The following is a 16,856-nucleotide window of genomic DNA, read 5'->3' as shown; positions in this document are numbered from 1 at the left end:
ATGCGTAGTTAGGGGTTCTGACGACGACGCCCGGCGCTCCGGTTGCAGCAGGCGCGCGCGGTTCCCGGAGGCGTTCGACCGTCCCGTTCCGGACGCCGATCGTCTCCGAATGCGCGGAGGGGCCCGACTCCCCGGCGCGGATCGGGTCCGTAGCGGCGATTCTGGAGGAGTCGGCAGTTCGTCCGAGAACGGAGGCGCAGCTCATGGACATGAAGCTCGAAGTCCTCGTGGTGCCGGTCGGGGACGTGGACCGGGCCAAGGACTTCTACACGGCGCTCGGCTGGCGGCTCGACGCCGACGTCGCCACCGGCGAGGACTTCCGGGTCGTGCAGGTGACCCCGCCGGGCTCGCCCGCCTCGGTGATCTTCGGTACCTCGGTCACGGCGCAGGCACCGGGCTCGGCCCAGGGCCTGCACCTGATCGTGGACGACATCGACGCCGCCCACGACGAACTCAAGCGGGTCGGCGCCGACCCGAGCGACGTCTTCCACGACGAGGGCGGCGTCTTCCACCACGCCGGCACCGACGCCCGGGTGCCCGGACCGGACCCGAAGCGCAGCAGCTACGGCTCCTTCGTGTCGTTCAGTGACCCGGACGGCAACGGCTGGATCCTCCAGGAGATCACCACCCGGCTCCCGGGCCGGCTGGACCCCGCGGCCACGACGTTCGCCTCCGCCGGGGACTTGGCGAGCGCCCTGCGCCGCGCCGCCGCGGCACACGGCGAACACGAGGCACGCACCGGCGCGGAGGACCCGGACTGGCCCGACTGGTACGCGCGGTACATGGTGAGTGAGCAGGCCGGTACCGAGCTGCCGACCTGACACCCGAGCGAGGGCGGCCCCCGGCCGAGGAGGACGAACCGATGAGCCACGACCGCGATCATGACTACGACTACGACGTCATCGTGATCGGCGGGGGATCACCCGGTGAGCACTGTGCCGGCGCCCTGGCGGACGGCGGACTCCGGGTCGCCCTCGTGGAGCGCGAACTGGTCGGCGGCGAGTGCTCGTACTGGGCCTGTATCCCGTCGAAGACCCTGCTCCGCCCGGGCGAGGCCGTGCACGGCGCCCGCGAGGCCGCGGCGAGCGCCGAGGTCGACGTCGAACAGGCCCTGGCCTGGCGGGACTTCATGGTGTCGGACTACTCCGACGCCGGCCAGGAACGCTGGCTGGCCGACAACGGCATCGATCTGCTGCGGGGCACCGGCCGCCTGGCGGGACCGGGTGTCGTGGTGGTGGCCGGGGCCCGCCACACCGCCGAGCACGTCGTCGTGGCCACGGGGGCGGCACCGATCATGCCGCCGGTCCCGGGCCTGGCCGGGCTGACGGGCGTGTGGACCAACCGCGAGGTGACGGGCATGAAGGCGGTCCCGCACCGGCTGATCGTGCTCGGCGCGGGACCGGTCGGCGTCGAGATGGCCCAGGCCGTACGCCGACTCGGAGGCGAGGTGGTCATGACGGCCCACGGCTCGTACGTCCTGCCCCGCGAGCCCCGGCCGGTGGGCGAGGCGCTCGGCGAGGTGCTGCGCCGCGACGGGGTCGAGCTGGTGCTCGGACCGCGGACGGTCGCCGCCCGGCGCGAGGGCGAGGACTACGTCCTGACGCTCGACGACGGACGGGAACTGCGCGGCGACCGCCTCCTCGTGGCCACCGGGCGCCGCCCGCGCGTCGACGACATCGGCCTGGACACGGTGGGCGTGAAGGCCGACGAGCACGGCATTCCGGTCGACTCACGGCTGCGCGCCGCCGAGCGGCTGTGGGTCGTCGGCGACGCCACCGGGCTCTGGATGCTCACCCATGTCGGCAAGTACCAGGGCGAGATCGTCGCGGCCAACATCCTCGGTGAACCCCGCGAGGCCGACTACACGGCCGTGCCCCGCGTGGTGTACACCGACCCGCAGGCGGCGTCGGTCGGCGCGAACGAGGCACGGTTCAGCGCCACGGTCCCGATCTCCGGGGTGGCCAAGACGGCGGCCTACACCCGTGCCTACGCCGACGCCAACGGGTTTCTCACCCTGCTCAGCGACGGCCGGGTGCTCACCGGCGCCCACGCCCTCGGCCCGGAGGCGGGGGAGTGGCTGCAACAGGCCACCCTCGCCGTGCGCGCCCGGATCCCGCTGGACGTGCTGCGCGACACGATCCAGCCGTTCCCCACGTTCTCGGAGATCTACGTCACCGCGCTCAAGGATCTGCACGATCGGATCCGGGCCGCGGACGGGAAGGCGACGCACTCCGCCGGAGGGTGAACTCGCCACGTTGGTGGGCTTTATGGGCAGTGGTGACGATGTATCGATTCGGCTAACAGCTATCCAGGTTGTGCAGGAAATGTGTGTACGCCGTGATTGAATCATGCACAACTCGGCCTGGTGGCTTGAACTCGACCGTTCGGTTCCCCGTGTCCTGTCTCCGTTCGCAGGATTTCCGCACGTTCGTGCTTGTCCGCCCGGCCGAGCCGGTACGAACGTGCGGCAGGGGCGGGAGTGGTCGATCCGCGCGCGCCCCTGCCGTGGCGCACCCTGTGTCCCCGCGGCCTCCCGACCGGAGGTCCGCGCCCGGCGAGGCCCGGCGGTTTCCGTGGCCGGTCCGGCGGACACGTGCGCACGTCACCGTGCCGGCCACCGCTGCTGCGGTGCCGCCCGCCGTCACGTACGTGAAGGGAACCCTGCATGACCGCCACCGTCTCCGACTTCTATTACGGCGCAGTGACACCTGTCGCCGCCTACCTGATGGCCTGCCTGGGCGCGGCCCTCGGGCTGCGCTGCACGACCCGTTCGCTGCGCCGCCCGCAGCACAGAGCCCGGTGGCTGGCCATGGGCGCGGTGTCCATCGGCTGCGGCATATGGACCATGCACTTCATCGCCATGATCGGCTTCAGCGTCCAGGGCGCGCTGGTCAACTACGACACGACGAAGACGCTGCTGAGCCTCCTCGTGGCGATCGTGGTGGTCGCCATAGGTGTGTTCCTGGTCGGCTACCGGGGCGGCTCACCGCTGAACCTCGCCGTCGCGGGCACGGTCACCGGACTCGGCGTGGCGGCCATGCACTACCTCGGGATGGCCGCGATCCAGACGAACGGCACCCTTCACTACGTCCCGGTGACCGTCGTGCTGTCCGTGGTGATCGCCGTGGGGGCGGCCACCGCGGCGCTGTGGGCGGCGGTCTCCATCCACGCGCTGTGGGCGAGCCTCGGCGCGAGCCTGGTCATGGGTGTGGCCGTGACCGGCATGCACTACACCGGCATGGCCGCGGTCTCCGTGCACCTCACCCACCAGGCCGCGTCCGCGCAGTCCTCGGCCGACCTGGTCGCGTTCCTCCTGGTCATGCTCGCCGGCCCGCTCGTCGTCCTGCTGATCGCCGCCGTCATCGTCATGTTCGACCCCGACATGATGCTCGGCGACGACGAGACGGGAGCGCCGGCGCCCGCCCCCGCGCCGCTGTTCGGCGGCGACTCCGTGTTCCCGGCACAGCAGCAGGCGCAGCAGTCGCAGACGCACACCTCCTGGTGACCCGACCCCGGCACCCGTAGCGCGGACGGCCGTCCGGCCCCGCTCAGCTGCCGCTCTCCGTCGGGGCGCTGCGGTCTCCGGACGGTGCCGCGCCCTCGGTCCTGGCCTCCAGCGCGCGCACCACGGCCACCATGTCCTCGCCGCCGTGCCCCTGCGCGACGGTCTCGTCGTAGAGGGCGTGGCAGACGTCGAGGAGCGGGGAGGCCAGTCCGGCCTCGCGGGCGGCCTCCGCGATCAGCCGGTTGTTCTTCAGCACGTCCGCGGCCGCCGCCTGTACACCGAAGTCCCGGCCCACCAGCTTGGGCGCCTTCGTCCGGGAGACGGAACTGGCCAGCGGTCCCGCGTCCAGCACCTCCCGCAGCAGCCGCTGGTCGAGCCCGTTCCGGTCGGCGAAGTGGAACGCCTCGGCGAGCCCGGTGACCAGGGTGATCAGGAACAGGTTCACCGAGAACTTCATGAGCAGGGCGCCCGGCACCGCACCGCAGCCGAACGTCTCCCGGCACACCGGCGCGAGCAGCGGTCGTACGGCTGACACGGCATCGGCGTCCCCGGCGAGCATGCCCACCAACTCGCCCTGCTCCGCCGGGACCCGGGAACCGGAGACCGGGGCCTCGACGTATCTCCCGCCCGCGCCGCGGATGTCGTCCTGGAGGCCGGCCGAGTACTCGGCCGAGGTCGTGCCCATGTGGACGACGGTGTGTCCGGCGACCCGCGCGGCGAAGTCCGGGGTGCCGCGGCCGAGTACCGCGTCGACGGCCGTCTCGTCGGCCAGCATCAGGAACACGACGTCGTCGGCCCGGGCGAAGACCTCGGCCGGGCCCGCCGCGACCTCGGCCCCGGCGGCATGCAGGGGTTCGGCCCGGCCGGGCGTCCGGTTCCACACCACGAGAGGTGTTCCGGCGCGGGCGAGGTTGAGCGCCATGGGCTGCCCCATGACCCCGAGCCCGACGAAACCCACGTAGGCCACGATGCACCGCCGTTTCCGTCCCCCGGCGAGGCCGGACCGTCACCATCGCCGTTGTTCATGACGGCGGTCATAATAGTTCACGCTATGACGGCGGTCATAGAGTGGAGCGCGGAGAGCCCGTGCGACGGCGACGGAGGTCGGGGATGGCGGCGGCAGGGGCGTCCCGGTACGGGGCGCGCGAGCGGATGGTCTTCAGTGCGGCGCAGCTCGTCCGGCGCGACGGGGTCGCCGCCACCGGGATGCGCGAGGTCGCCGTCCACGCGCACGCGCCGCGCGGCTCGCTCCAGCACTACTTCCCCGGCGGCAAGGAGCAGTTGGTCAACGAGGCCGTCGGCTGGGCCGGCCGGTACGCGGGCAAGCGCGTCGACCGATTCCTGGCCGCGTTGTCCGAGCCGACGCCGAGCGGGCTGTTCGCCGAGATGGTCCGCCAGTGGACCGACGAGTACGCGGCCGTCGGCTTCGCGGGCGGCTGTCCGGTGGCCGCCGCCACGGTGGACTGCGCGGAGACCAGCGCGGCCACGCGCGAGGCCGCTTCCGCCGCCTTCGCCGACTGGAGCGGTTCGGTCGCCGGCGCCCTCACCGGGATGGGTGTGCCGCAGGAGCGGGCCGGCGGGCTGGCCACCCTCATGATCAGTGCCCTGGAGGGCGCGATCCTCGTCGCACGGGCCGAGCGGGACGTCCGTGCCCTGACGACGGCGGCCCGGGAACTCGGCCCTCTCCTCGACGCGGCGGTGCGCGAGGACGGCTGAGCGGAGGCCCGGGGGCATCGTGCGTACCACCAGTAATAGGCCGTCCTGTCCGACACTTCGGACGTATGGCACCGTCACTGTTGCGATTCAGTGACGCACGCGGTGAACGTCCCGCTTCCCTACCGCGTCGTGGATCCGCGTACCGGCGCCACCGTACGGGAGGGTGTACGCGCCACGGCCGGGGATCCCGTGCCCGATGAGGGAGGGGCGCCGAGGGTGTACATCTGCCACGCCCCGAGGGGGAGTTGATCTCCGAGGGAGGAAGCTGCCGTGCAGCCCGTGTGTCAAGTATTTCGACCTCGTTCACACAGCACGGCAGCCGTCCCCTCGCCGTCCTACGATCGCGCGCATGCTGATGCGTCGGACATTTCGGTTGATCATCGTGCTCGCCATGGCCCTGGCCGGAGCGATCGGAGGTGGTGTGGGAACGGCACAGGCCGAAGACGGCCGGTCGTCCTCGCATGACCGGCAGCTCCTGTTCTACAACCACTCCTACGGCGTCTTCGACCGGGAGACCGCCGACGCCATCGAACACTCCGACTACCTGCGGGAGTTCGCCAACTTCCAGGTCCGCACCACGACCGGCACCGGCGGACAGACCTGGACCGGCCGCTACCTGATGGGCCGCGAAACCTACTTGGAACTGTTCGGAGTCGGTGACGTCGCCGGCCAGGACGGCACGCTCGGCTCCGCCGGGCTGGGCCTGTCGACCGAGCGGGCGGGCGACCTGGCGACGGTGACCGCGCGGCTGAAGGACGAAGGGGTCGCCGACCCGATCGAGTTCCTCCAGACCCGGGACTTCGGTGACGGTGTCCCCGTGCCGTGGTTCGACGCCATCCTCACCACCACCGAGTACGACGCCTTCGGCGCGTGGGCCATGGAGTACCGGCCGGAGTACTTCGCCGACCCCCGCGGCAACACCGAACCGCCGAGCTACCCCGGCGACGTGGGCCGGGAACGCTACCTCTCCGACGACTACCGCACCCATCTGATGCGTGACGTCACCTCCGTGCGCATCGCGGTCACTGAGGGCGACCTCGCCGACACCGTGCCACTGCTGCGGGCCGGCGGATTCACCGTCCGGACCGTGGAGGGCGGTGGCGTCGTCGCGAAGGGCGGCGGCACCACGATCCGCCTCGACGTCGTACCGCGCGAGAACGCGGGCATGCAGCAGGTCGACTTCGCACTCAACAGGCCCGTGAAGGACCGGCACGCGGAGCGGATCGGCAATTCGACCCTGACCGTGGGCCCGGGCAGCCGGGCCGTGTGGACGTTCGCCCACAACGGCACTCCGTAGGGGCCCGGACGGAGTCCGGCCCGTGCCGTGTGATGCTGACGTCATGACTGCTCAGGACCAGATCTCCGTCGTGCGTCGGCCGGCCGGAGATCTCTGTGCCGAGGACGGCACGGCCGCGCTGCTGACGGCCTACCACCTGCGCACGGAGGCCGAGAAGGGCCGTGCCGTAGCCGATGCGGACGGTCTGCCGGACCGCTACCGCGCGGAGATCTCGGACCCGCGGACCGCGTTCGCCGACGACGTGGTGCTGCTGGCGCTGAGCGAGAGCACCCCGGTGGGCTGTCTGGTGGTGACGGCCCCCGTCGACGGACGGTCGGAGATCAAGAGGCTCTGGACGGACCCGGCATTCCGGGGCCGGGGCATCGCGTCGGCCCTGCTCCGTGCCGCGCTCGCGCACGCCGCGGAGAGCGACGCGGGCACCGTGCGGCTGTCGGTGTGGAAATGGCGGACCGGCGCCATCGCGCTGTACGAACGGTTCGGGTTCACTGTCACGGAATCCTGGGACGACCGCGATCAACTGGTGTGCATGCAGCGCGCCGTGTGAGTGGGAGTCCCACAACTCGCTTTCTATGACGGCCCGTTCGGCCCCGTCTGTGTGGTCTCGGGTGTCTCGGCGGGGGCGGGCGGCAGATCGGCCGGTGCCGGTTCGGGACCGGGCTCGGACTTGTGGCCGCCACGCAGGGCCGAGGCGATCGCGGAGACCAGGGCCATGCCCGCCGCCACGCCGAAGACGATGGTCAGGCCGTGGTGGAACGGTCCGGAGACCAGGCGGGGGAAGAAGGAGTGGCCGGTCAGGACGGCACGCTGGGCCGCCGAGAGCTGGTCGAGGACGCCGTTCGACGCGAGCAGGTGCTGGATGGGGTTGTTGCCGAGGAACGTGGCGAACAGCGTGCTCACCGGTGGCAGTGACGCGGCCTGGTCGGCGGCGCCGGCCGGTACGCCGTGCGCCTGGAGCCCCTTGCTCAGCGTCCCCGGCAGCGAGGAGGCGAGCCCGGAGACCATCAGGGAGAAGAACACGCCGATGGACAGGGCGGTGCCCGAGTTCTGGAAGGTGGAGCGCATGCCCGAGGCGACACCTCGGTACTCGCTCGGCACGCTGCCCATGATGGAGGACGTGTTCGGCGCGGAGAACATGCCCTGCCCCAGCCCGTTGAGCAGCAGCAGCGCCGCGAACATCCCGTAGTCGAAGTCGATGGGCAGCGCCAGCAGACCGACGAAGGACAGGGCTACGACGACCAGTCCGACCGTCGAGAACATCCGGGCGCCGAACCGGTCCGACAGATATCCGGACACGGGCCCGGCGATGAGGAAGCCGATCGTGAGCGGCAGCATGAAGATGCCGGCCCACAGCGGGGTGTCCTCGTAGTCGTAGCCGTGCAACGGCAGCCAGATGCCCTGGAGCCAGATGATCAGCATGAACTGCAGTCCGCCGCGCGCGATCGCCGTCAGCAGCGCGGCCAGGTTGCCCGCCGCGAAGGCGCGCACCTTGAACAGGGCGAGATTGAACATCGGTTCGGCGATGTGCGTCTCGATGTAGCAGAAGACCAGCAGCAGTACGAGGCCGCCGATCAGGCCGCTGAGCACCCACGGGTTCCCCCAGCCGGTGGCGCTGCCGCCGTAGGGCTGGATGCCGTAGGTGATGCCCGCGAGGAGGATTCCGGCGCCCGCCGCGAAGGTGAGGTTGCCGAGCCAGTCGATGCGGCCGGGGCGGCCCGCCGAGGTCTCGCGCAGGCTCAGGTACGACCAGATCGTGCCGGTGATGCTGATCGGCACGCTCACCCAGAACACCGCGCGCCAGTCGACGACGGCCAGCAGCCCGCCGGCGAGCAGGCCGAGGAACTGGCCGGCGAGGGCGGTGATCTGGTTGACGCCGAGGGCCATGCCGCGCTGCCGGGCGGGGAACGCGTCGGTGAGGATGGCGGCCGAGTTGGCGGTGAGCATCGAACCGCCGAAGGCCTGCACGATCCGCCAGAGGATCAGCCACATCGCCCCCGCCCCCGCCCGGAACGGGTCCAGGGACAGCGCGACGGACGCACACGCGAAGATCAGGAAGCCGATGTTGTAGATCTTCACCCGGCCGAACATGTCACCGAGCCGGCCGAGCACGACGACGAGCACCGCCGACACCAGCAGATAGCCCAGGATCATCCAGAGCAGGTAGCCGATGTTGCCCGGCGCGAGCGGGTCGAGGCCGATGCCCCGGAAGATCGCGGGCAGCGAGATGATCACGATGGAGGCGTCCATCGTGGCGATCAGCACCCCGAGCGTGGTGTTCGACAGCGCGACCCACTTGTAGTTCGGCCCCGGGGGAGTGTCCTTACGACGCCCCGAGCGCACGGCACTCAGCAGGGACGGCCGCCCTTGTCGCGGTCCGGTGCCTTGTCCGCCGCCGGGTATGTGCGCGCCGGCACTCACAGTCGCTCCGCAAGTCGGTCGAGGAGGGGGAGGGCGGACGCCAGTGCCGCGCGCTCCGCGTCGGTGAACCCGTCGAGGACGACGGCGAGGCGCTGCACCGACTCCGAGCGGCGCTCGGCCAGCATGGCGCGACCCTCGTCCGTGATCGCCAGGATGCTCCGTCGCCGGTCCGCGGTATCGGGGCTGCGGCGGACGAGCCCGCGCTGTTCGAGCAGTGCGAGCGTGCTCGCCATCGCCTGCGGGCGTACCCGCTCCAGCTCGGCGAGGGACGTCGGCGACTCCGACCCGTCACGCGCGAGCCGGGCCAGCACGGAGACTCCGGAGAGCGACACGTCCCCGACGGCGTGCGCCTGACGCAGGCGGCGGGTCACCCGTCCGACCGCGAGTCGTAGATCGGACGCGAGCCGGGCAGTGTCGTTCGGACTGTCCACCTTCATGGTTACTAACACTAGATTTATCAGCCTGGACTGCTCAACCAATTGTTAGTAAATGGCGCGAGGAGGTCACCGATGGTGAAAGAGTGTCCCGCAGGGCTGTTCGTCGGCCTCTGCACCCTGGATGTCATCCAGCTCGTGGACCATACGCCGGGCGCCAACGAGAAACTCACCGCCCGCGACCAGGTGGTCGCCGCGGGCGGCCCGGCGGCGAACGCGGCGGTGACATTCGCCCACCTCGGCGGCACGGCCACGCTGCTGACGGCGATCGGCCACCACCCGTTGGGAGTCGGCGCGACCGCGGACCTGCACGCACTGGGCGTGACGGTCACCGACCTGGCCGCCGCATCGAGGCAGCCGCCCGCCGTCTCGTCCGTCCTGGTGACCGCGTCCACCGGCGAACGCGCCGTGGCCTCCACCAACGCGACACGCCACCGGCTCACTCCACCCGACGACCTCGACACGCTGATCGCGGCCTGCGACATCGTCGAGTTCGACGGCCACCACATGGAACTGGCCGTGGCCGTGGCCCGGGCCGCACGTGCCCTTGGCCGCAAGACCCTTTTCGACGGCGGCAGTTGGAAGCCCGGCACCGAGGACCTGCTCCACTTCATCGACGTGGCCGTCTGCTCTGCCGACTTCCATCCACCTGGCACGGACACACTGCGTTTCCTTCGGGGGCACGGGGTCGCCTGGTCGGCGGTCAGTGGAGGAGCGGCCCCCATCCTGTGGGCGGGCCCTGAGAGCGGGGGCGCGATCGAGGTGCCCGAGGTGCACGTCGCGGACACGTTGGGCGCGGGCGATGTTCTGCACGGGGCCCTCGCCCATCACCTCGCGCCCCAGGACCGCCTGACCTCGGGGGGCTTCGCCGAGGCGCTGCGCGCGGCGGCCGCCGTGGCCTCGAGGGCAAGCGGCTCGTTCGGTACGCGCGAGTGGATGGGACGGGGGGACCTGGGCGGGCACGCCCGAACCTGAGAAGATCACCAGGAACGGACGGGTCACCCGGCCGTACGAACCAGGGGTGGGAAACATGATCATTGTGCTGCTGCTCGGCGTCCTCGTGCTCGTCATCGGCGGGTGCGTCTGTGTGGTGTGGGCCGAGCGCGGTGGGCCCCGTTGGGCGCGCGTCGTGGCGACCGTGACCCTCACCGTCGGCGAACTGCTGCGCAGTTCCGACAGGAAGCGCCGGCGGGGCCTGAATCGGAGGAGCCAGGGCGACGACTAGCAGGGACGGGCCGCCGCGGCACGTGCCGAACCGGTCGGGGAACGCGCCGCGACGGAACCCTGTTCCGAACCCCAACATGCCTAGACTGAGCCGTCGTTGATCGTTTCACCCGGACGGTCTCAGGAGGACCACATGCCTCGCACCCCGACCCGACGCACCGCTCTGCGCGGCCTGGCCGTCGCCTCGGCCGCGGTCATCGGCTTCGACCCCTTCACCCGGAGCTGGGCGGTGACCGACTCCGGCGGACCGCTCAGCGGCGTCCCGCGCCTGGACGGGACGCTGCTCACCGACGACGCCTCGCTCGCCGCCGACGCCGACGACTTCGGGCACATCGTGCACCGCACACCGGCCGCGGTCCTGCGGCCCGGCTCCGTGCGGGACGTCGTCGCGATGGTGCGGTTCTGCAATCAGCACGGTCTGCGTGTGGCGCCGCGCGGACAGGGGCACGGCACGAACGGGCAGGCGCAGGTCGAGGGCGGGCTCATCATCGAGACCGGGCCGCTCGCCTCCATCGGGCCCGTACAGATGGGCAGTTCACGCGTCACGGTCGGGGCGGGCGCGAAGTGGAGCGACGTCGCCAAGGCCACCCTCGCCCACGGCCTGACCCCGCCCGTCTTCACCGACTACCTCGAACTCTCCGTCGGCGGCACCCTGTCCGTCGGCGGCCTGGGCGGCCAGACCCACCGGCACGGCGCGCAGGTCGACAACGTCCTGGAACTCGAAGTCGTCACCGGCGCGGGGGAGTTGCTCCGTTGTTCCCCCACCCGGCACCCCGACCTGTTCCACGCCGTGCTCGCCGGACTCGGACAGTGCGCCGTGATCGTCGCCGCCACCCTGCGCCTGGTCCGCGCCCCGGAGACCGTACGGCACTACCTCCTGCCCTACGCCGACCTGCGGACCTTCCTCGACGACCAGCGTCTCCTCGCCACCGAGGGACGGTTCGCCTACGTCGAGGGCCAGGTGAGCGCGGACACCGCCGGAGCCTTCGACCAGTTCACCATCGAGGCCGTCGCCTACGGGCCGCCCGTGGGGGACACCCCGGACGACGCCACGCTCCTGCGCGGGCTGCGCCACACCGCGTCCGGTGTCCAGATCACCGACCTCGGCTACTACGACTTCCTCGACCGGCTGGCCCCCTCCGTCGCCGCCCTGAAGCAAGCGGGCCTCTGGGCCTACGCCCACCCCTGGCTCAACCTCCTGCTGCCCGGCCGCAGCACCGCCGACCTCGCCGCCACCCTCCTCGACGCGCTCACCCCGGCCGACCTGGGACCGGGCGTCGTACTCCTCTACCCGCTGCTGCGCGACCGCCTCCACACTCCGCTGCTGAGGATGCCCGACGACCCGGCGCCGTACCTCTTCGCCGTTCTGCGCACCACACCGCCCGAGGACACGGCCACGGTGCAGCGACTGCTGCGCGCCAACCGGTCCGCCTACGACACGGTTGCCGCGGTCGGCGGTACGCAGTACCCGGTCGGCTCGATCCCCTTCCAACACGCCGACTGGAGACGGCACTTCGGCCCGGTGTGGGCCCGGTTCGCCGCGGCCAGGAAGACGTACGACCCGAAGGGGATTCTGGTGCCCGGGCAGGGCGTCTTCTGATCGCCGCTCTACTCCGGCGGCAGGTCCGCCGGCGCGTCGCGCAGTGCTGCGCGCGAGGCCACTCCCAGCTTCGGGAACAGCTGGCGCAGGTGGGCGGCGACGGTGCGCGGGGAGAGGAAGAGGCGTTCGGCGATCTGTTTGTTGGTGAGGCCGGCCGCCGCGAGGAGGGCGATCTCCCGTTGTTGCGGTGTCAGTGACGACGGGCCGGTGACACCGGAGGATCCTACGGACAGGCCGGTCGCCCGCAGCTCGCTGCCCGCCCGGGCCGCCCGGGGGCGGGCGCCGAGCCGTTCGAACGTCTCGATCGCGTCGGCCAGTTGGGTGCGCGCCTCCGTCGTGGACTTCACCCGGTGGAGGCGTTCGCCGTAGGCGAGGCGGACCCGGGCCGGTTCGAAGGGCCAGCGGTCGGTGCCGGGTACCGCGAGGACCTCCTCGAACAGGCCGCTGGTCGGAGACGCCGCCCACCCCATGTATCCCATGGGCATGAACGGCGGCTCCCAGTCGATCGTCAACGCCCGGGTCCTGGCCTGGTCCCTCGCCCACCACGACGATCCGGTACGGGCGTTGGCCCGCCACGAGGACCTGCGCCGCGAACCCCTGAACCAACTGGTCCTGGCCAAACGCGAATTGGGCCCGGAGAGGATCATCGCGCTCGCGGAGGAGGTCGGCGGCCCGGTGTCCGGGGAGCAGGCGACGGCCGTCTCCCAGGGCTACAGGCAGTTGGCCGGGTGTACGACCGCCGGGCTCAACTCCCGCGAATCCTGGTCGGTTTCGCCGGTGAGCCCTTGAGGGCGTGGGGTGGTCAGTGTGCCTCCTCGTGTCGGCGCTGAGGTGAAGCCGTCCCGCCCGAAGCCGTGGTTCTGCGGGCGGCGGCGCGGGCCGGGCCGTCGGGGAGGGTGAAGGCGAAGAGGGAGGTCGCCGCGGCGAGGGCGGCCAGGGCGAGATAGGCGTGCTGGTAGGCGGTGATGGGCGGATCCGCCGCGGCTGCCGTGGGCGTGTTCAGGACCAGGGCCGTGGTCACCGCCGCCGGGGCGAAGGCGCCCCCGGTCTGCCGTACGACGGTGTTGAGTGTCGAGGCCTGGGCCAGGTCCTTGCGGGAGACGGTCGCGAGCGAGGCCACCGTGGTCGGCATGAAGACGCCGCCCATGCCGACGCCGAGCAGGAACATGTACGTGCGGAACGTCCACAGGCCGGTGTCCTGGCCGCAGGTGGCGAAGAGCAGCAGGACGCCGCTCACCATGGCCAGGCCGCCGCCGATGATGATCCGGGGGCCGACCCTGGAGTACAGGACCCCGGCGATCTGGACGGTCAGCAGGACACCGAAGGCCTCGGGGAACGTGCTGGTGCCGGACTCCAGCGCCGAACGGCCCTGCCCCTGCTGGAGGAAGAGCGGGCCGAGGTACATGGCGCCGAGGATCGGCACCAGGCCCACCAGATTGATCAGGTTGGTGTCCCGGAAGAGCCGGTCCGCGAAGAGCCGCAGCCTCAACAGCGGTTCGGCGGTGCGGAGTTCGAAGAGGACGGCCGCGGTGAGCAGGACCGCGCCGAGCGTGAGAGCGGTGACGACGGCGGGGGAGGACCAGCCGCGGTTGGGGCCCTCGCAGACCCCGAACATCACGGAACCCAGGGCCGCCGCGCTCAGCAGCAGCCCGGTGAGGTCGAAACGGCCCGGCCGGTGACCCCGGTGCTCGGCCAGGAAGACCGCCCCGAACACCACGGCGGGCACGCCCAGCGGCAGGTTGACGTAGAACACCCAGCGCCAGGACAGATGGTCCACCAGCAGGCCGCCGAGGATCGGTGCGACGGCCGGGGCCATCTGCTGCGGGACGATCATGTACCGCGAAATCCGCACCTGCTCCCAGGAGTTGAAGGTGCTGTAGAGCAGCGAGGACGCGGCAGGGAAGAGCAGACCGGCGGAGAGGCCCTGCACCGCGCGGAAGGCGACGAGTTGAGGGAGGTCCGCCGCCGCGCCGCACAGCAGCGACGAGCCGAGGAATGCGCCGAGCGCGGTGAGCAGCACGCGCTTGGCGCCGAAGCGCTCGACCAGCCAGGCGGAGGCGGGGATGGCCATGGCCAGACAGACCGGGTAGACGACGACCACACCGTCCAGGGCGGCCGTGGTCAGGTGGAACGTGCGGGCGATGGAGGGGAGCGCAACGGTCGTGATCGCTCCGTCGACGATCGCGATGAACGTCACGCAGACACACATGACGGGCACGACCAGGCGTTGGCCCGGGCGCGGACGGAGGCGTATTCGGGAGGCGAGGGGGACGGGGGAAACGGAGGGGACGGGACGGCGTCGGAACAGCAGCACATGCTGAGCATACTCACTATGTGGTTGCTCATAGGTTGCGGTCGAGGAACGTAGAATCGGTTCCCACCGCGAAAACGGGGAACGGGGAACGTCATGGCAGTGCACGGCAGCAGCGACATCCTGGTCGACGAGCTCTACGAGACGACTCACCAGCTGCGGCAGTTCGTGGAGATCCGGCTGCGTGCCAACGGCGCCTCGGTCGCCCGGCTGCGCGCCCTGCGGATGCTCGCCCATGCCCAACAGCCGCTGCGCATGCGGGACTTGAGCGAGATGACCGGCGTCGCGGCCCGCACCACGACCAGCATCGTCGACAGTCTGGAGCGCGACGGGCTGGTGGAGCGCGTACGGCATCCGCAGGACCGGCGCGCGTTCCTTCTCCGCCTGACCGACAAGGGACGGGAGTGCCATCGCGAGGCCGAGGAGGTCGACGGCCTCGCGCTCGCGGAGGCGACGGCCGAACTGGACTCGGAGGACCGCGCACAGCTGCGGGCCCTGCTCGCACGCATCCGGAAGGCGACGTCCTGAGGCCGGTCCTGGAGGTCAGTCGGTGGTCCAGTCGCGGCAGGGCAGCTTCGTCAGGGTCGGCAGCAGCGCCGCAGCCTTGAGGCGGAGGGAGCCGTAGTCGTCGACTTGGGGATCACGCTGCGTGCCCCTGCTCCCGGCGTTCGAGGTCACGCAACGCGTCCGCCTCGGCCGCCCGCTGCGCGCCGTGGACTCCTTGAATCCCGCGAGGAGCCGCTCCTGCAGGCTGACGCCGGCTGCTTGGCCGCCGCGCCTCCTACACGGGCGTGTGCCCCTCCAAGTAGGTGCGTACCGGCGCGGGCAGCCCACCCTCGATGGCTTCGGCGAAGGGCGCCCAGCGGAGCTGCCCGGCGGTGAGCCGGGCCTCCCCGGACGGATCCTGGCTCAGCAGATGACATACGACGGCGGGTGGTCCGTCCGCAGGCTCAGGCTCCAGGAGGCTCGACCCGTCCACGAGATAGCCCGTGAGTTCGTAGACCACGCGCGCGGCGGCGGCCTGCGCCGTCTCGGCCTCCTCGGGGGCACCGGACGGCAGGCCCCAACCGCCCTGCACATTCACCAGCAGCAGCCGCCCGTCGTTCACGACGACCGCGTCCACCAGCTCTTCGGCGGTCTGCTCCAACGCCATCTCCGCACCGTTCCCTTCGTACGCACAAGGAGCGACCGGTCGGCCGCGTCCGACCCCGTTTCCTACCCGGGACGCGCCGGTTCACGCGATACGCCCGCGTCCGGCGCGACTTCTGGACCGGCGGGAACCGGGACACCTCGCCGGGCGTTCTCCACTGGCACGGGAGTGGTGACGTCCTGTCAAGGAGGGGGCCGGATGGACCCGGTGTCGGTAGGACTGCTCGCCTCGCTGGCCGGCGGTGCGGGCGGCGAGGTGGGACGACAGGTGTGGGCGGGCCTCACGACTCTCGTACGGCGCCCGTTCCACCGCGGCGACGACGGCTCGGGCGGGCCGGGTCCGGGCGAGGAGGAACTCGTGCGCCTGCAACAGTCTCCGGGCGACGGAACCCGGGCCCACGCGCTCAGCACGGCCCTGGCCGTACGTGCCGCCCTCGACCCCGACTTCGCCGCCGCCCTCGCCGTCTGGCACGAGCAGGCCAAGCTCGTCCGTACCGGCGACGGCTCGGTCAACAACGTGATCAGCGGCGGGAGTTACTACTCCCCGGTCCTCCAGGGCCGCGACTTCCCGGGCACCACCTTCCACTCCCCGGCGCCGCCACGGCCCGACCAGACCGGCACGGGGCAGTGACGTAAGCGACGACGAGGGTGGCGGTTCAGGACGGCCGTCCGCCGAACTGCCAGTTGTGCACCTCGATGTCCGCGTACCGCTCCTGGGACAGCACGGCGCGCGCCGCCTTCGGGTCCGGTGCCCGGAGCAGCGCCGCCGTGCCCAGCCAGAGCGTGCCGTCGTCGGACAACAGCGGTCCGTACGCGATCAGTTCGTCCCGGTCGGACGGCACCGTGAGGTCCGCCGCCGGGCCGGTGCCGAGGCCGATCACCAGGTAGCGGTCGCCGCCGGTCCGGCCGCCGGGGAAGTCCCACATGGTGCGCCCCAGCGTGTTCCGCCAGCGGCGGAGCAGCACGTCCCGGTAGACACCGGCCTGGTAGTTCGGCTCGTCGAAGGCGAACGCGCGGGCTGCGGCCGGAGAGGGCAGGTCGAGGATGTGCACGCTGCCCGTGGGGGCGCCGTCGTCCGAGAGGGTCGGACCCCGGGCGATCATCTCCTGCGCGTACCCGTCCATGTAGGACCAGTGCCGCTCCGTCAGTTCGGCGCGCAGTGCGAGAGAGCCGGACCGGTCGCGATGGTGGCAGAGGAACTCCAT

20 protein-coding genes are annotated in these 16,856 nt (G+C 71.5%); 12 read left to right on the top strand and 8 right to left on the bottom strand.

Features of this window, described 5'->3' with window-relative positions:
* The first annotated feature begins 203 nt into the window (after window positions 1-203).
* The 3 genes from ACQHII_RS01655 to ACQHII_RS01645 all read left to right on the top strand — a co-directional run bounded on the left by ACQHII_RS01655 (window position 204) and on the right by ACQHII_RS01645 (window position 3,505).
* Entirely contained in the window at window positions 204-821 is a 618-nt protein-coding gene (locus ACQHII_RS01655; RefSeq protein WP_427917461.1) for a VOC family protein, read from the top strand.
* Window positions 822-862: 41 nt separating this feature from the next.
* Window positions 863-2,245, top strand: a complete 1,383-nt coding sequence (locus ACQHII_RS01650) for a dihydrolipoyl dehydrogenase family protein (protein ID WP_427917460.1) — start codon at window positions 863-865, stop codon at window positions 2,243-2,245.
* A gap of 420 nt (window positions 2,246-2,665) precedes the next feature.
* Entirely contained in the window at window positions 2,666-3,505 is an 840-nt protein-coding gene (locus ACQHII_RS01645) for an MHYT domain-containing protein (RefSeq protein WP_427917459.1), read from the top strand.
* A 43-nt stretch (window positions 3,506-3,548) separates the two neighbouring features.
* Here the strand turns inward: ACQHII_RS01645 and ACQHII_RS01640 are convergent, their stop codons facing one another.
* Complete coding sequence (locus ACQHII_RS01640; RefSeq protein ID WP_427917458.1) at window positions 3,549-4,472, bottom strand: NAD(P)-dependent oxidoreductase; 924 nt, start codon at window positions 4,470-4,472, stop codon at window positions 3,549-3,551.
* A 143-nt stretch (window positions 4,473-4,615) separates the two neighbouring features.
* Between ACQHII_RS01640 and ACQHII_RS01635 the strand changes: the two genes are divergently transcribed.
* The 3 genes from ACQHII_RS01635 (at window position 4,616) to ACQHII_RS01625 (ending at window position 7,062) form a co-directional block, all read left to right on the top strand.
* A complete protein-coding gene (locus ACQHII_RS01635) occupies window positions 4,616-5,221 on the top strand; it encodes a TetR/AcrR family transcriptional regulator (RefSeq protein WP_427917457.1) in 606 nt (201 codons plus the stop codon).
* 373 nt (window positions 5,222-5,594) lie between these two features.
* Window positions 5,595-6,518 (top strand): DUF5829 family protein, encoded by a 924-nt coding sequence (locus ACQHII_RS01630; protein ID WP_427925204.1) that lies wholly within the window; start codon window positions 5,595-5,597, stop codon window positions 6,516-6,518.
* A gap of 43 nt (window positions 6,519-6,561) precedes the next feature.
* Complete coding sequence (locus ACQHII_RS01625) at window positions 6,562-7,062, top strand: GNAT family N-acetyltransferase (RefSeq protein WP_427917456.1); 501 nt, start codon at window positions 6,562-6,564, stop codon at window positions 7,060-7,062.
* Between the two features lie 23 nt (window positions 7,063-7,085).
* Here the strand turns inward: ACQHII_RS01625 and ACQHII_RS01620 are convergent, their stop codons facing one another.
* Together ACQHII_RS01620 and ACQHII_RS01615 are read right to left on the bottom strand one after the other, a co-directional pair.
* Window positions 7,086-8,933, bottom strand: a complete 1,848-nt coding sequence (locus ACQHII_RS01620) for an MFS transporter (protein WP_427917455.1) — start codon at window positions 8,931-8,933, stop codon at window positions 7,086-7,088.
* Entirely contained in the window at window positions 8,930-9,370 is a 441-nt protein-coding gene (locus tag ACQHII_RS01615) for a MarR family winged helix-turn-helix transcriptional regulator (RefSeq protein WP_427917454.1), read from the bottom strand. The genes ACQHII_RS01620 and ACQHII_RS01615 overlap by 4 nt, the downstream gene beginning before the upstream one ends.
* A gap of 72 nt (window positions 9,371-9,442) precedes the next feature.
* On the opposite strand from ACQHII_RS01615, the gene ACQHII_RS01610 reads away from it, so the two are divergent.
* The 3 genes from ACQHII_RS01610 (at window position 9,443) to ACQHII_RS01600 (ending at window position 12,191) form a co-directional block, all read left to right on the top strand.
* The gene (locus tag ACQHII_RS01610) at window positions 9,443-10,342 is read left to right on the top strand and encodes a PfkB family carbohydrate kinase (protein WP_427917453.1); all 900 of its coding nucleotides are present in this window, start codon (window positions 9,443-9,445) and stop codon (window positions 10,340-10,342) included.
* Window positions 10,343-10,397: 55 nt separating this feature from the next.
* Window positions 10,398-10,592, top strand: coding sequence for a hypothetical protein (locus ACQHII_RS01605; RefSeq protein WP_427917452.1), 195 nt, complete (start codon window positions 10,398-10,400; stop codon window positions 10,590-10,592).
* A 132-nt stretch (window positions 10,593-10,724) separates the two neighbouring features.
* Window positions 10,725-12,191, top strand: coding sequence for an FAD-binding protein (locus tag ACQHII_RS01600; RefSeq protein WP_427917451.1), 1,467 nt, complete (start codon window positions 10,725-10,727; stop codon window positions 12,189-12,191).
* Window positions 12,192-12,199: 8 nt separating this feature from the next.
* Here the strand turns inward: ACQHII_RS01600 and ACQHII_RS01595 are convergent, their stop codons facing one another.
* Complete coding sequence (locus ACQHII_RS01595; protein WP_427917450.1) at window positions 12,200-12,676, bottom strand: response regulator transcription factor; 477 nt, start codon at window positions 12,674-12,676, stop codon at window positions 12,200-12,202.
* Here ACQHII_RS01595 and ACQHII_RS01590 point away from each other — a divergent pair.
* Window positions 12,675-12,980, top strand: a complete 306-nt coding sequence (locus ACQHII_RS01590) for a hypothetical protein (RefSeq protein ID WP_427917449.1) — start codon at window positions 12,675-12,677, stop codon at window positions 12,978-12,980. The two genes, ACQHII_RS01595 and ACQHII_RS01590, sit on opposite strands and share 2 nt — an antisense overlap.
* A gap of 13 nt (window positions 12,981-12,993) precedes the next feature.
* Here ACQHII_RS01590 and ACQHII_RS01585 read toward each other — a convergent pair whose 3' ends face one another.
* A complete protein-coding gene (locus ACQHII_RS01585; RefSeq protein WP_427925203.1) occupies window positions 12,994-14,400 on the bottom strand; it encodes a DHA2 family efflux MFS transporter permease subunit in 1,407 nt (468 codons plus the stop codon).
* A 198-nt stretch (window positions 14,401-14,598) separates the two neighbouring features.
* Between ACQHII_RS01585 and ACQHII_RS01580 the strand changes: the two genes are divergently transcribed.
* Window positions 14,599-15,030 (top strand): MarR family winged helix-turn-helix transcriptional regulator, encoded by a 432-nt coding sequence (locus tag ACQHII_RS01580; protein WP_427917448.1) that lies wholly within the window; start codon window positions 14,599-14,601, stop codon window positions 15,028-15,030.
* A 15-nt stretch (window positions 15,031-15,045) separates the two neighbouring features.
* Here the strand turns inward: ACQHII_RS01580 and ACQHII_RS01575 are convergent, their stop codons facing one another.
* The gene (locus ACQHII_RS01575) at window positions 15,046-15,180 is read right to left on the bottom strand and encodes a hypothetical protein (protein WP_427917447.1); all 135 of its coding nucleotides are present in this window, start codon (window positions 15,178-15,180) and stop codon (window positions 15,046-15,048) included.
* 103 nt (window positions 15,181-15,283) lie between these two features.
* A complete protein-coding gene (locus ACQHII_RS01570) occupies window positions 15,284-15,655 on the bottom strand; it encodes an NUDIX domain-containing protein (RefSeq protein ID WP_427917446.1) in 372 nt (123 codons plus the stop codon).
* A gap of 195 nt (window positions 15,656-15,850) precedes the next feature.
* Between ACQHII_RS01570 and ACQHII_RS01565 the strand changes: the two genes are divergently transcribed.
* The gene (locus ACQHII_RS01565) at window positions 15,851-16,282 is read left to right on the top strand and encodes a hypothetical protein (RefSeq protein ID WP_427917445.1); all 432 of its coding nucleotides are present in this window, start codon (window positions 15,851-15,853) and stop codon (window positions 16,280-16,282) included.
* A 25-nt stretch (window positions 16,283-16,307) separates the two neighbouring features.
* On the opposite strand, the gene ACQHII_RS01560 is transcribed toward ACQHII_RS01565, so the two are convergent.
* Window positions 16,308-16,856: a YciI family protein gene (locus tag ACQHII_RS01560; RefSeq protein WP_427917444.1), complete on the bottom strand. Its 549-nt coding sequence runs from the start codon at window positions 16,854-16,856 to the stop codon at window positions 16,308-16,310.

Source organism: Streptomyces sp. cg40 (assembly GCF_050320165.1).
GTDB lineage: Bacteria > Actinomycetota > Actinomycetes > Streptomycetales > Streptomycetaceae > Streptomyces > Streptomyces hokutonensis.
The sequence above is the reverse complement of the archived record's forward strand: the minus strand, read 5'-3'. Positions and strand labels throughout refer to the sequence as shown.

Coding starts and splice junctions, on each gene's coding strand:
- ACQHII_RS01655 (WP_427917461.1), top strand. CDS start 204: ATGGACATGAAGCTCGAAGTCCTCGTGGTGCCGGTCGGGGACGTGGAC.
- ACQHII_RS01650 (WP_427917460.1), top strand. CDS start 863: ATGAGCCACGACCGCGATCATGACTACGACTACGACGTCATCGTGATC.
- ACQHII_RS01645 (WP_427917459.1), top strand. CDS start 2,666: ATGACCGCCACCGTCTCCGACTTCTATTACGGCGCAGTGACACCTGTC.
- ACQHII_RS01635 (WP_427917457.1), top strand. CDS start 4,616: ATGGCGGCGGCAGGGGCGTCCCGGTACGGGGCGCGCGAGCGGATGGTC.
- ACQHII_RS01625 (WP_427917456.1), top strand. CDS start 6,562: ATGACTGCTCAGGACCAGATCTCCGTCGTGCGTCGGCCGGCCGGAGAT.
- ACQHII_RS01615 (WP_427917454.1), bottom strand. CDS start 9,370: ATGAAGGTGGACAGTCCGAACGACACTGCCCGGCTCGCGTCCGATCTA.
- ACQHII_RS01610 (WP_427917453.1), top strand. CDS start 9,443: ATGGTGAAAGAGTGTCCCGCAGGGCTGTTCGTCGGCCTCTGCACCCTG.
- ACQHII_RS01605 (WP_427917452.1), top strand. CDS start 10,398: ATGATCATTGTGCTGCTGCTCGGCGTCCTCGTGCTCGTCATCGGCGGG.
- ACQHII_RS01600 (WP_427917451.1), top strand. CDS start 10,725: ATGCCTCGCACCCCGACCCGACGCACCGCTCTGCGCGGCCTGGCCGTC.
- ACQHII_RS01590 (WP_427917449.1), top strand. CDS start 12,675: ATGAACGGCGGCTCCCAGTCGATCGTCAACGCCCGGGTCCTGGCCTGG.
- ACQHII_RS01595 (WP_427917450.1), bottom strand. CDS start 12,676: ATGCCCATGGGATACATGGGGTGGGCGGCGTCTCCGACCAGCGGCCTG.
- ACQHII_RS01585 (WP_427925203.1), bottom strand. CDS start 14,400: ATGTGTGTCTGCGTGACGTTCATCGCGATCGTCGACGGAGCGATCACG.
- ACQHII_RS01580 (WP_427917448.1), top strand. CDS start 14,599: ATGGCAGTGCACGGCAGCAGCGACATCCTGGTCGACGAGCTCTACGAG.
- ACQHII_RS01570 (WP_427917446.1), bottom strand. CDS start 15,655: ATGGCGTTGGAGCAGACCGCCGAAGAGCTGGTGGACGCGGTCGTCGTG.
- ACQHII_RS01565 (WP_427917445.1), top strand. CDS start 15,851: ATGGACCCGGTGTCGGTAGGACTGCTCGCCTCGCTGGCCGGCGGTGCG.
- ACQHII_RS01560 (WP_427917444.1), bottom strand. CDS start 16,856: ATGGAGTTCCTCTGCCACCATCGCGACCGGTCCGGCTCTCTCGCACTG.